General features: G+C 62.9%; 13 protein-coding genes. 10 read left to right on the top strand and 3 right to left on the bottom strand.

Features of this window, described 5'->3' with window-relative positions; genetic code table 11:
- Nucleotides 1-15: 15 nt before the first annotated feature.
- The 9 genes from JQ631_RS28345 to JQ631_RS28305 all read left to right on the top strand — a co-directional run bounded on the left by JQ631_RS28345 (nucleotide 16) and on the right by JQ631_RS28305 (nucleotide 9458).
- Entirely contained in the window at nucleotides 16-1713 is a 1698-nt protein-coding gene (locus tag JQ631_RS28345) for a methyl-accepting chemotaxis protein (RefSeq protein ID WP_212332515.1), read from the top strand.
- A 36-nt stretch (nucleotides 1714-1749) separates the two neighbouring features.
- Nucleotides 1750-2220 (top strand): chemotaxis protein CheW, encoded by a 471-nt coding sequence (locus JQ631_RS28340; protein ID WP_212332513.1) that lies wholly within the window; start codon nucleotides 1750-1752, stop codon nucleotides 2218-2220.
- A 61-nt stretch (nucleotides 2221-2281) separates the two neighbouring features.
- The gene (locus JQ631_RS28335; protein WP_212332511.1) at nucleotides 2282-4084 is read left to right on the top strand and encodes a methyl-accepting chemotaxis protein; all 1803 of its coding nucleotides are present in this window, start codon (nucleotides 2282-2284) and stop codon (nucleotides 4082-4084) included.
- A 137-nt stretch (nucleotides 4085-4221) separates the two neighbouring features.
- The gene (locus JQ631_RS28330) at nucleotides 4222-5076 is read left to right on the top strand and encodes a CheR family methyltransferase (RefSeq protein ID WP_212332509.1); all 855 of its coding nucleotides are present in this window, start codon (nucleotides 4222-4224) and stop codon (nucleotides 5074-5076) included.
- A 17-nt stretch (nucleotides 5077-5093) separates the two neighbouring features.
- Nucleotides 5094-6185 (top strand): protein-glutamate methylesterase/protein-glutamine glutaminase, encoded by a 1092-nt coding sequence (locus tag JQ631_RS28325; protein WP_212332507.1) that lies wholly within the window; start codon nucleotides 5094-5096, stop codon nucleotides 6183-6185.
- 5 nt (nucleotides 6186-6190) lie between these two features.
- Nucleotides 6191-7912: a methyl-accepting chemotaxis protein gene (locus JQ631_RS28320; protein WP_212332791.1), complete on the top strand. Its 1722-nt coding sequence runs from the start codon at nucleotides 6191-6193 to the stop codon at nucleotides 7910-7912.
- Nucleotides 7913-8062: 150 nt separating this feature from the next.
- Nucleotides 8063-8509 (top strand): hypothetical protein, encoded by a 447-nt coding sequence (locus tag JQ631_RS28315; protein WP_212332505.1) that lies wholly within the window; start codon nucleotides 8063-8065, stop codon nucleotides 8507-8509.
- Between the two features lie 109 nt (nucleotides 8510-8618).
- The gene (locus JQ631_RS28310) at nucleotides 8619-8903 is read left to right on the top strand and encodes a hypothetical protein (protein WP_212332503.1); all 285 of its coding nucleotides are present in this window, start codon (nucleotides 8619-8621) and stop codon (nucleotides 8901-8903) included.
- Nucleotides 8904-9029: 126 nt separating this feature from the next.
- A complete protein-coding gene (locus tag JQ631_RS28305; protein ID WP_212332502.1) occupies nucleotides 9030-9458 on the top strand; it encodes a CHRD domain-containing protein in 429 nt (142 codons plus the stop codon).
- A gap of 54 nt (nucleotides 9459-9512) precedes the next feature.
- Here JQ631_RS28305 and JQ631_RS28300 read toward each other — a convergent pair whose 3' ends face one another.
- The 3 genes from JQ631_RS28300 to JQ631_RS28290 form a co-directional block, all read right to left on the bottom strand.
- Nucleotides 9513-9878 carry a VanZ family protein gene (locus tag JQ631_RS28300; RefSeq protein ID WP_212332501.1) on the bottom strand — a complete coding sequence of 122 codons (366 nt, stop codon included), beginning with the start codon at nucleotides 9876-9878 and terminating at the stop codon, nucleotides 9513-9515.
- Nucleotides 9879-10040: 162 nt separating this feature from the next.
- On the bottom strand, nucleotides 10041-11633 hold the full coding sequence (locus tag JQ631_RS28295) for an EAL domain-containing protein (protein WP_212332500.1): 1593 nt from the start codon (nucleotides 11631-11633) through the stop codon (nucleotides 10041-10043).
- Between the two features lie 155 nt (nucleotides 11634-11788).
- Nucleotides 11789-11962, bottom strand: a complete 174-nt coding sequence (locus JQ631_RS28290) for a hypothetical protein (protein ID WP_212332499.1) — start codon at nucleotides 11960-11962, stop codon at nucleotides 11789-11791.
- Between the two features lie 709 nt (nucleotides 11963-12671).
- Between JQ631_RS28290 and JQ631_RS28285 the strand changes: the two genes are divergently transcribed.
- Nucleotides 12672-12827: a hypothetical protein gene (locus JQ631_RS28285; RefSeq protein WP_212332498.1), complete on the top strand. Its 156-nt coding sequence runs from the start codon at nucleotides 12672-12674 to the stop codon at nucleotides 12825-12827.
- Nucleotides 12828-12895: the final 68 nt, after the last annotated feature.

Below are 12895 nucleotides of genomic sequence, written 5' to 3'. Positions count from 1 at the left end.
GGGTTAGGGGCGGATATGAGATTTACGGTCAAGGCAAAGCTTGCCAGCGCGTTCGGCCTGGTCATCGTTCTGTCGATGGTCGCCGGCGGCGTCGCCTACATGAAGCTCGGCGACATGATGGCAACTGCCGACAGCATGGTCCTTCGCGCCAAGCGCATGGAGAAGGCGACCGAAGTCGAGAAGGACATTCTCATCCAGTTGCGTGCAGAGAAGAACGCGATACTCGGTACCGACAGCGAGATCGAACAGGCCGTCGCCGACGCTGCGAAGCGCCGCGAGGAGGCCTCCAAAACCAAGGACGAGGTCTACGCGCTCGCCAGCGAGGCCGGCAGAAAGCTGCTGGATGCCTTCGCCGTGACCTTCGCCAAGATGAACGCCTATCAGGAGGAGACGATCCGGATCGCCAAGACCGACAAGGCCAAGGCGACGGAACGCTCGATGAACGAGGGCCGCAAGGTCGTGAACGAAGCGCTCGAGTCCATGGGCGTCTATGTCGATAACACCAAGAAGCAGATGGCCGAGCAGGCCGTTCAATCGAAGGAGGAGGGGCACCAGGCGCAGTTCCTGCTGATGACGCTTCTCGGCATCTCGCTGCTGGTCGCGATCGCCGCCGCCTTGTGGATTTCGATCTCGATCAGCCGTTCGCTCGGCCGCGCGGTCGGCCTGGCCGGTGCAGTCGCCAACGGCGATCTCAATCAGACAATCCCCTCCGCCAGCAATGACGAGATCGGCGACCTCACCAAGTCGCTGAACATCATGGTCGAGAAGCTTCGCCAGATCGTCGCCGAGGCGCTCACCGCAGCGCAGAACGTCTCCGCCGGCAGCCAGGAGCTCTCCGCCAGCGCCGAGCAGCTCTCGCAGGGTGCGACCGAGCAGGCGTCGTCCGCCGAGGAAGCCTCGTCTTCGATGGAGGAGATGGCTTCGAACGTGAAGCAGAACGCCGACAACGCCAATCAGACCGAGAAGATCGCGGGGCAGTCGGCCAAGGATGCCGAAGCCAGCGGCATCGCCGTCGGCCGCGCCGTCCAGGCGATGCAGACCATCGCCGAGAAGATCACGATTGTGCAGGAGATCGCGCGTCAGACCGATTTGCTCGCCCTGAACGCCGCGGTCGAAGCCGCGCGCGCCGGCGAGCATGGCAAGGGTTTTGCGGTGGTTGCCTCCGAGGTGCGCAAGCTTGCCGAGCGCAGCCAGGCTGCGGCCGCCGACATCGGCACGCTGTCGAGCGAGACCGTGAAGGTCGCACAGGAAGCCGGTGACATGCTGTCCAAGCTCGTCCCGGACATCAAGAAGACCGCCGAGCTGGTGCAGGAAATCACTGCCGCCTGCCGCGAGCAGGATGTCGGCTCCTCGCAGATCAACCAGGCAATCCAGCAGCTCGACAAGGTCGGGCAGCAGAACGCCAGCGCCTCCGAGCAGGTGTCGTCGACCTCGGAAGAGCTGGCCTCGCAGGCCGAGCAGCTCCAGTCGACCATCTCGTTCTTCCGCATCGAGCAGGCTGGCCGTGGTGAGAGCGCCGCATCCGCGCCGATCGACCGCGCCGTCAGCCAGCTCCGCAGCAAGGCGGGACAGATGCAGGTGGCGGATCGTGGCGCAAAGAAGCCCGTGCCCGCTCGAAAGCCGGCGCGCGCGATGAAAGTTGCGGGTGGCGGCGGTTTCGCTTTCGACATGCAGGACGGCGAAGACGATCGCGACGCCGAGTTTCAGCGCTGACCTAGGCATAAAAACCATCTGACCCTGGACTTGGAAATGGCCGCAACCTCTCAATATCTGACGCTCGGGCTCGCCGGCGAGACGTTCGGCATCAGCATCCGCAACGTGCGGGAAATCCTGGACATGCGGCCGATCTCGCGCCTGCCGCATGCACCGAACTTTCTGCTCGGCATGATCGACGTCCGCGGCGCCGGCTACCCGATCGTGGATCTCCGGACCAAGCTCGGCCTGCCGGCCGTCGCCTCCACCGAGGCGACCCGCATCATCATCCTCGACGTGCCGATGAAGGACCGCCTGGTCGGTGTCGGCTTCGTCGCCGATTGCGTGTTCGAAGTCACCGACATCGACGAGCAGGCGATCGAGCCGATCCCCGAGGTGGGCGGCAAATGGCAGTCAGACTACGCCGCCGGCATCGGCCGCAAAGGCGAGAAATTCGTCGTCATTTTCGACCTCGCCAAGCTGATGGCCAACGACGAATTGCCGGGCGAGGCCTCTCGCGCCGCCTGAGTTTTGCGACAGTAAGCGTTTTCGCGCGTAAGCAATTGAAATCCGAACAACGAGACTGACCATGAGATTTACCGTCAAAGCCAAGCTCGCGAGCGCGTTTGGCGTCGTCATCCTGCTGTCCATGATCGCCGGCGCTGTCGGCTATCTCAAACTGTCCGACATGGTCGGAACCGCCGAACACCTGGTCGCACGTGCCGGCCGAATGGAGAAGGCCGCAGAGCTCGAAAAGGGCATTCTGGCGCAGGTGCGCGCCGAGAAGAACTCGATCCTGGCGTCTGACGCCGAGTATGACCTCTTCACCGCCGATCTAGCCAAGGTTCGCGAGTCCCTGCAGAAGTCCAAGGACGAGATCTATTCGGCTGCAAGCGAAAGCGGCAAGAAGATGATGGACGTCTTCATCACGGCCTACGCCAGGATGAACGCTTATCAGGACGAGACCGTCAGGCTGGCAAAGACGGACAAGGCCAAGTCGATGGATCGCTCCATGCATGACGGCCGCAAGGTGGTCGCCGACGCGATGGACGCCGCCAATGCCTATGTGGTCTATGTCAAGAAGGCGATGGCGGACGAAGCCGAGCAGGCGAGGCAGGACGGAAGTCGCGCAGAGATCATCCTGATCAGCCTTGTGCTTGCCTCGCTGTTGATTGCCACTGTGGCCGCGACCTGGATTGCGCTCAATATCAGCCGCGGGCTCGCGAATGCCGTTGACCTTGCGGACGCCGTCGCGATCGGTGACCTCAGCCGCACGATCGATGCGTCCAGCAATGACGAGATCGGTGATCTCGTCAAATCGCTGAACGCGATGACGGTCAACCTGAACCAGACCGCGGCCCTTGCCAACCAGATCGCGCAGGGCGACCTCACCGTCGAAGCAAAGGCGCTGTCGGATAAGGACACGCTCGGTCTCGCGCTCGAGCGCATGGTGGAAAAGCTCCGTCAGATCGTGTCGGAGGCCCTGACCGCGGCGCAGAATGTTTCTGCGGGCAGCCAGGAGCTCTCGGCGAGCGCAGAACAACTCTCGCAGGGCGCGACCGAGCAGGCTTCGTCCGCCGAGGAAGCCTCCTCTTCGATGGAGGAGATGGCTTCGAACGTGAAGCAGAATGCCGACAACGCCAATCAGACCGAGAAGATCGCTGCGCAGTCGGCAAAGGACGCCGAAGCCAGCGGTGCTGCGGTCGGCCGCGCCGTCAACGCAATGCAGACCATCGCCGAGAAGATCACAATCGTGCAGGAAATCGCGCGGCAGACCGACCTGCTCGCGCTCAATGCCGCGGTCGAGGCCGCGCGTGCCGGCGAGCACGGCAAGGGCTTTGCGGTGGTCGCTTCCGAAGTGCGCAAGCTCGCAGAGCGCAGCCAGGCGGCCGCTGCCGAGATCGGCACGCTCTCGGCGGACACGGTCAAAGTGGCGCAGGAAGCAGGTTCCATGCTCTCCAAGCTCGTTCCGGATATCAAGAAGACCGCCGAGCTGGTCGAGGAGATCACGGCCGCCTGCCGCGAGCAGGACGTCGGTTCGGCCCAGATCAACCAGGCGATCCAGCAGCTCGACAAGGTCGGCCAGCAGAACGCCAGCGCCTCCGAGCAAGTGTCCTCGACCTCGGAAGAGCTTGCCTCGCAGGCCGAGCAGCTTCAATCGACGATCGCCTATTTCCGCATCGAGCATGGCGGCAAGGGCCACACCCAGGCGCCGATCGACCGGGCGGTCAATCAGCTCCGTACCAAGGCTGCGACCATGGCGGCGACCGAGCGTCCCGCCAGGAAGCCGCAGGCCAAGCCGGCGCGCGTCATGAAGGTCGCGGGCGGTGGTGGCTTTGCTTTCGACATGCACGATGGCGAGGATGATCGGGACGCCGATTTTCAGCGCTGAAATTGTCCGGGGACAGGTCTGCTCCTTGAGCGCGGGCCTGTCTTCCTCTGTTGTCGCGTAAACGTGCAGGAATCAAAAATGGCCCTGATGGTCCGACATTCATTGCATTCGGGCCTCGACGGCCGGAGCGGGCAGCCATGATGCCGGCTCTGCAAGATACGGCCGTGCATCTTTCGGACCGTCATTTCCGGACCATTGCCGAGCTGATCGAAGGTCAGGTCGGCATCAAGCTGCCGCAGGGCAAGCGACTGATGCTGGAGGGACGCCTGCACAAGCGTGTGCGCGCCTTGAACTTCTCCGATCTGAACGAATATGTCGACAACCTGTTTGAGGTCGATCATTTCGACACGGAGCTCACCCATCTGATCGATGTGGTGACGACCAACAAGACCGATTTCTTCCGCGAGCCGCAGCATTTCACCTTCATGCGGGAGATCGCCATCCCGGCTTTGCTGAAGTCGCATGGAAGCAAGAACGCTAACCTGAAGTTCTGGAGCTCGGCGAGCTCGACCGGCATGGAAGCCTACACCACTGCGATGGTGCTGGATGACATGACGCGGAGCGGATCGCGGTTTCAGTACCGTATCCTCGGGACCGACATCTCGACCGCGGTGCTGCGCCTCGCCAGGACCGCGATCTACACTCGCGATGTGCTGGCACCGGTGCCGGAGCCGTTCGTGAAGCGATATTTCCTGTCCTCGCGCGACAGGTCACGCGGCGAAGTGCGGGTGGTGCCGGAACTTCGGCGCATGACGCATTTCATGCGGATGAACCTGATGGACGCGTCCTATCCCGTCGATCGTGACGTTGACATGATCTTCTGCCGCAACGTGCTGATCTATTTCGACAAGCCGACGCAGCGTAAGGTCGTCGAGCAGCTTTGCAGTCATTTGCGACCGGGAGGGTATTTGCTGGTCGGACATTCGGAATCGATGGTTCACAGTGCCGTTCCGGGGCTGAAGCAGGTTCAGCCGACCATTTTTCAAGTCTGAGCGGGAGCGCATTCAACATGCCGAGGGAGAAAGTTCGCGTGTTGATCGTGGACGATTCGGCGTCGGTCCGCCAAATCCTTCAGACGATTCTGAATGACGACCCCGATATCGAGGTGATGGCGACAGCGTCCGATCCGTTCGTGGCGGCGCGCCGTCTCCAGGACGAAATCCCCGATGTGATGATCCTCGACCTTCAGATGCCGCGCATGGACGGAATGACGTTCCTGCGCAAGATCATGGCGCAGCGGCCGATTCCGGTAATTATCTGCTCCTCGCTCACCGAGGAAGGCTCGAACGTGATGTTCGAGGCGTTCGAAGCCGGTGCCGTCGACATCGTTCCCAAGCCGAAGATCGACACGCGATTGGCGCTGCTCGAATGCTCGACACGGCTGCGTGAATCCGTGAAGTCGGCCGCGCGCGCGCGCGTGCGGCCGCGTACGGAACGGCGGGTGATCGAGAAGAAGCTGACGGCGGATGCCATCATCCCGCCGCCGGTTCTGGGCAAGGCTCGGCCGACCACCGAGCGTATCGTGTGCATCGGCGCGTCGACGGGCGGAACGGAAGCGCTCAACGATGTCCTCGAGATGTTGCCGGCGAACTGTCCTCCGATCCTGATCGTCCAGCACATGCCGGCGGGCTTTACCGCGGCCTTTGCCAAGCGTCTCGATGGCGTCTGCCAGATCCGCGTCAAGGAAGCGGAGGACGGGGAAACGGTGCTGCCCGGCTGGGCCTATATCGCGCCGGGCGCACGCCACATGCTGCTCCAGCGCATCGGCCTGCGCTATCAGGTCGCGATCAAGGACGGTCCGCCGGTGTCGCGACATCGCCCCTCGGTCGACGTATTGTTTCGTTCGGCCGCCCAGCATGCCGGCGCCAATGCGCTCGGAGTCATCATGACCGGCATGGGCGATGACGGGGCACGCGGCATGCTGGAGATGCGCAAGCTTGGCGCCTCGACCAGGGCCCAGGACGAAGAAAGCTGCGTCGTGTTCGGCATGCCCAAGGAAGCCATCGCCCATGGCGGGGTCGAGAAGGTGGTCGCGCTGAACCTCATTCCGCGCGAGATCATGCAGTGGTACCAGGCCGGGCACGCGGCGGCGGTGGGTTGATCGTGATGTCAGCCACTCCGACCGGCACATTGAACGATGCGATCGCCGCGGTCGAAGACGTCTCGTCGCGCATTGAGGACGTTTTCGCGCGCGTCGGTCGGGAGCTCGGTCGCGGTCACATCGTCTTCAAGGATCTCAATCAGGGGCTCGCCTCTCTCTCCGGAGAACTCTCGGGCGCCGAGATCGAGGGCGCCGCGACCGCGCTGCAGGAGATTGCAGCGCGGCTGGGCGAACTGGCGCGCGCCTTGCCGGCCGAGAATGCCTTGCTGACGATGATCGGCAAGAGCACGACCGAGGCGTCGGCGCTGCTGAAGCCCCTGTTCAAGCATATCCAGATGATCACCATCATCGCGCGCAGCGCGCGGATCGAGGCGGCCTCGCTTGACGGCGATCGCGAGGGCTTTCTTGCCTTTACGCAGGAAGCCTACGATCTCGGCAAGGCCGTGCAGGGCTCGATCGAGGGCTGCGCGCGGGATCAGCAGCGCCTGTCGGAAGCAGTCGCCACGGCGTCCGGCCGACAGAGGGAGTTCGAGAGCCGCTATGGCGATCAACTGATCGCAGAGAGCGCCGAACTCGGCGCGGCCTATTCAGGATTGCGTGAACAACGCAGCAGGAGCGGCCATCTCGCTGAACTCGCGGGCAGCAGCACCCGGAAGATCGCCGGGGCAGTCGGCGGCGCGATCATTTCCCTGCAGGCCGGCGACAGTACGCGGCAGCGTCTCGAACATGTCTGTCATGGTTTGCGTCTCTCGTCCGGATCGGAACCGGGCCTTGTCCCTCAGCCGGTTGCCAGCGAAGACGGTGTGCTTGCAATCCGCAAGCTCGAGGCGGCCCAACTCAGGGACGCCCAGCGCGAGTTCGGCGGTGATATCGACCAGATCATCCGGGCGCTGACGGCGATCCTGAACGATGCGAGTGGCGTCGTCGGTCACGGCCGCTCGCTGTTCGGCGGCGAGAACGGCTCCTCATCCTCGGCCCTCGCGCGCATCAAGCAGACGCTGGCGCAGGCGTCGACCCTGATCGCCACCTGCGAGAGCGCCGGCCGCTCGGTCGACGAGGCCCTTGCGGTCGTCGAGGATACGCTGGCGAAATTCCGTCAGGCCATCGCGGGCCTGGCAGAGGCCACGGTCGATATCACGCTGATCGGCATGAATGCTGGGCTCAAGGCGAGCCATCTCGGCAGCCGCGGCAGCGCCTTCGTCGTCATCGCCAATGAGCTCAAGGCGACGGCCGACCAGGTCTCTGCGGGGGCGGGACGCCTGCGGCCCGTCCTCGACGGCATCGAGCGTTCGGCCAACGAATTGAAAGAGCTCCGCGTCCAGGGCGATCCCACCCGGCTCGCCAATCTGGAGCCGCAGATCCTCCAGGCGTTGCGCGAGGTCGAGGTCGGCAACGAACGGCTCGACAAGCTGATGAGCCGGCTCGTCGACGAGGGCGCCGAGTTCGAAGGCCTGATGAATTCGGCGCAGGGCCTGATGAGCTCGCTCGGCGAGTCTTCCGCTACTCTGCCTGCCATCGCGGCGCGCCTCGAGACCGCAAGCGCGAGCACGCGTCGGCCGCATCCGCAGGACGAGGCGCTGCTCGACGATCTCTTTGCACGTTACACGATGGAGCGCGAGCGCGATGTCCACCGCGAATTCCTGCAAACGCTTGGGCTTTCGTCGAGCGCCGCCGCACACCGGGTTGAAGCGCTCGCACCGGCGGATGACGGCATCGAACTGTTTTAAATCTGCCGTCCGCACCGCCAGGGCGGAGCCTGCAATTTGACGAACCGGCTTTGCAGGGCGTTAACCGTGGCCGAATACGTGTCGTCACGGTCATTGTCGCGCCCCAGAGTTGGTCGCAAATACGTTTGAATTTTACGGCGGATGATTTCCATGCTGAGAGACGGCAAATACGCTGCCTGGTTCAGAACACCGCTTGGCCAAGGCACAGGTCTTGTCGAATTGGTCGAGGGGCGGATCGCGGGTCGCGACAGCTTCTTCACCTATGGTGGCTCCTATCAGGTCGATCAGCAACGCTTCACCGCGGTCCTCACCGTGAAACGGCATGCCGAGGGTAATCCCAGCGTGTTCGGTCCTGATGAAGTCGAGGTCGATCTGTCCGGCATATGCAGCGGCGCAATGGCGACATGCTCGGGGGCGGCGAGGGAGGTGCCCGAGATCAAGTTCGAGGCCACGCTGATCTACAGCCAGGAAGAGGCCGTGGCAGCCGACGCCACATGCGCGATCGTGAAGCTCAATCCCGACAAATTGCCCAAGGGGCTCGACAGCCGATCGCGGCCCCGGCCGCCGTTCACGCCCTCCCGACCTCCGGCGTCTTAGTTTTGCGTTGACGCTGTTCTCGCGAAAGCATGTGGCGACCGCACTGCGGCAAGAGTGCTTTCAGATGTGAAATCTAGGTTGAGGCCCATAACAAAAGACGGACAGGGATATGCCTCAGATCTGGATGACTTATGACGAACTCGCGACCCTCTGCGGTTGTAATGCCACTGAGGCCAGGGGGCTGGCACTGAATCTGTCGCTCGACCGCCGCAAGAGCCGCGATGGAAACACTCGCGTCAAGCTGGACTTCGCCTTGATGACCCGGTTTTTCGAGATCATTCGCGAAGGCGAATACGGAGTTGATGAAGCGATCACTGCGTTGCGAGAGACACACCGGCAGATGTCCGGCGGCTTGGGCTCCAATCAGGAGAGCTTCCGGCGCGGGGTGGCGTAATTCCGCTGCTCCGGCAGCAGTCTCCATTCGAATCAGGCATAATCATCCAACCGGAATTTGGCGTGCCCCCTGGTGTTCCACACCGGAACGGGTTGAGTTCAACGGGATCCGGGCTGGGAGATTGCGATGATGAGAGCCGTGTGCTTGGCAGGTGCGTTGGTTTTTGCGCTTCCGCCTCTTCTCGTGACGGCGGCGAGTGCCGAAGTGGTCAAACTGCATGCGGAACTCAAGGGCAGCAACGAAGTGCCGCCCAATACGAGTTCCGCCTCCGGCAAAGCCGAGGCGGCTTTCGATACCAATACGAAGGTCCTGACCTACACGCTCACCTACACGGGCCTGACCGGTCCCGCGCTCGGCGCGCATTTCCATGGACCGAGTGAAGCGGGCAAGAATGCCGGCATCGCGCTGCCGTTCAAGTCGGCGCAAAGCCCGATCCAGGGCACCGCGACTCTCACCGAAGCGCAGGCTGCTGATCTGCTGGCCGGCAAGTGGTATGCGAACATCCACACCGCGGCCAATCCGGGTGGTGAGCTGCGCGGGCAGATGGCAAAGTAACCTGTCGGGCTCGTCAGCACATCGCGCGCGCGATCCAGGCCGACGTCGCGCGCGTCAGGACGGTGGTCTGGGCAGGAATGCCAGGATGGTCTGGGCGAGACTGACGCCGAGGATGCCGCCGGCGGCCTTTTGCAGCACGTCGATGAATCGCGGATCGCGATCGGGTATCATCGCCTGCAATAGCTCAAGCCCGACGGCGACGGCGATGACGAACGCGCAAGCGAGCCTGAAGCGCCCCGGCAGCATGAACGACAGCAGGAAGCCCAACACGCAATAGGCGCTGAAGCGCTCGATGACCACGACCCAATAGGCCTCGGCATGGCCCAGCAGCACCGGCCTGCCCGCAAGCGTCGCCAGCGTGGCATAGACGATCAGCGCGAGGCAGACGGCCGCAGCTGCGATGAAGTGGTTCTGTCGCATCGCAGCATCCTAGCCGGTCGACCGCCATGCCGCTCGCGAAAGCGCGGAATATCGTTAAGGCCCGGCACATCGCCGGTCATGCGTTCGTGAATGCTGGTTCGCGCCGGGACATGTTCGGACATGATCTCGACTGGCTGTTCAAATTCGGGCCAGCCGCGCCGGTCAGGCCACCAGTGCCGTGCCGCCGGCTGAAGCTGCGACTGCCGTCCCGGCACGCCGCGACGCGATCAGTTCGCTGAATTTCGCAAAGGGCAGGGGCGCTGCGACGAGATAGCCCTGGCCCTCCTCGACGCCGCATGAGATCAGCGCGCGAACCTGCTCCTCGGTTTCGACGCCCTCCGCGACCACGCTCATGTGGAAGTCCCTGGCGAGTGCGACCAGCATCTCCACGATGGTCGTGGTCGAAGCGTCCACCGTGATGGTGTCGACGAAAAACTTGTCGATCTTGATCGTGTTGGCGCCGAGTCCCTTCAGCCGTGACAGCCCGCTATGGCCGACGCCGACGTCGTCGATGGCGACGCGAAAGCCGTAGTCGCGCAGCTCGCTCACCACGGTCGCGGCGCGCGCGAGATCGTCGAGCTCGTCGCGTTCGGTCACCTCGAGCACGATCTGCCGTGCAGATACTCGCGCCGCGGTGACGGTGCTGCGCAGTGTTTCGACGAAGCCAGCGCCGAAGATGTGCCTGGGCACGACATTGAACGAGAGCTTGAAATCCTTGTCGGCCTTGAGAAGCGGTTGGAGGTCGGCTAGCGCGCGGCGGAGCAGCTGCCAGGTCATGGCTTCGATTCGCCCGCTGGATTCCGCCAGCGGAATGAAGTTCATCGGCGGCACCACCGTGCCGTCCTCACGCAGCCAGCGCGCGAGGATTTCGCAACCCCTGATCTCGCCCGTGCGCAGATCGAAGATCGGCTGGAAATAAGGCTTGAATTCACCGCGCGCCAGCGCGCGATCGAGATCTGCGACAGGTCCCTCCATGCGCCGCGTCCGCGAGAGCAGAACGCCGAACAGCACACCGAGCGCGAGCGCGACCGCCATCGCTGGCCAGTAGATCTCGCTGTTCCATGTCGACAACACCGACTTGTCGATGCGGATGACCGCGCGCAGTGGAAAGCGCGCCGAGCTTTTTTCGAAGTCGATCGGATGCGCCAGTGCCTTGTCGGCGTCGAGCGCGAACTCGCCGAGCTGTGCGCCGTTCGTCAGCGCGAGCAGCACCTCGCCATGGGCGCGCAGTTCGGCCGGCATGATGTCAAACAGGCTGGAATTGATGCCGAGAATGGCGACCAGCGCCTTCTTGTCGCCGATGTCCCTGAGCACGCCGAGCGCGTCGCCGCCGAATTGCTCGACGCGGAACAGCATCAGTTTCGAATCGCGCGATGCAAGCATGTCCGCGCGATCGACCCAGCCCTTGTCGAATTCGAGCGTCTCGGAATAGGCCGAGCAGATCACCGAGCCGTCGGAGTTGACGAGTCGGATGTCCTTCACGGCGGAGCGCTGATAGACGTGCAGTCGGATCGCCTGGAGCGAGGCGGGATCGCATGTCGCGAGGCCGCGGCCGGCCAACTCGTCGAGGCTTGCGGTCGCGAAGTCGACGGCGAATTCGGCCCGGCGCAGCACGACTTCGGTCAGACCGTCGAGTTGGCGCGCCTGCTGATCATGGATGAATCGCGTCGCCGCAATGTGACCCGCAAGGGCAAACGCAGCCATGCCCGCAAGTACGAGCGCCGCCAGTGAGAGTTTCGGCCGTGCTGCCTTCATCCGGCCCGCGGAGGTTAAGAGAAGATGAGCCGAACAGTAGCCATGGGGCGCTAAAATAAGGTTTAAGTCGGCTTCTGGCCGTCCTCACGATGCGTGAGCTTCCGGGCTGGTCGCGCCGAGCTTCCGGAGCATGGTTAGCGGCGCAGACGCGGCCGTTAACCCTTTTTGTTCCCCTTCGATCGGAGCGAGAGGCCGAGACGCAGAGCCATGCGCTTGACGGCATCGGGCGTGCGCCCGAGCTGTTTCGCCGCCTCTTCCAGTGAAATCGAAGACCTGGCCAATTCCATCAGCCGGCGGTCTTCCTTGAACGACCAGGGCTTGCGCGCCATAACCGAAATATTCCTCTTCGCATCGACAGAACGACAAAGCCGCCAAGCGGACCCATGTTCGCTCAGCGGCTTTGCTTGGGTGGGGCCGGGCCTTGGGGCAGGCTCGGTGCAAAGATGGATAAGCCATCGACGAGACTTCGCAACAAACAACGCGGATTAAGCTAACTGCTCAACCTTACCGCGATGAAATCGGTCCGTAACACTCCGTATAACCACGGAAATTTCGTCGATCTCGGTCGATCCTTGCGTATCGGCAGCCGCTGCTGAAGATTTTCGCCACCGCATCCAGTCGATAAAAAATCGTCAGACCGACTTCGCGCAGGATGGCGTCGTCACGCATCGGCAAGACCAGGACGTGAGGTCTCCTCGATCTCGGTTGCGGCAACGTCGGCTACGCATCGTCGCGTCGGTTCAACACGCGCCCGATGGCGGGCTCCTTCCGGTCAGGCTGCGCACGCCCCGTGCGCAAAAATTTGAATCGGAGTAGCGCGCGACAAAACCACCACAATCGATGCGGATCGAATCACGATCGGATCATCGTGTGAGTTGACAGAAGAAACTTCGATCCAAAATCGCTTCAACTGCGGCACGCGAGCGCTGTGTCGATCGCGACGAACAGCATTGCACTCTTCTCGGCCGTGTCGTCACGAGATCGTCGAATTCATTCCGCTATGTTCGCGCAGGACAACGAACCAATCAGAAGATCGAGATGCTCCAGAAAGCGCGCGCGGCGTTCCCTCTCGCGAAAGTCAGACAGCGGGCATTTGAAGGCGCATTTTTCAGCGTGGCGATGATCGCTATGGCAGGCTGGGTGTATTTCATCGCGTTGTTGCTGGTGAGATTTTTTCTCTGGTTCCTGAGTTGACGTGCTGACGAACGATCAGTTCGAACGCACCGCGCTGCCCAAAAATTCCCGGGTCTGACAAGAAAATC

The organism is Bradyrhizobium manausense (assembly GCF_018131105.1).
Taxonomy (GTDB): Bacteria; Pseudomonadota; Alphaproteobacteria; order Rhizobiales; family Xanthobacteraceae; genus Bradyrhizobium; species Bradyrhizobium manausense_B.
The sequence above is the reverse complement of the archived record's forward strand: the minus strand, read 5'-3'. Positions and strand labels throughout refer to the sequence as shown.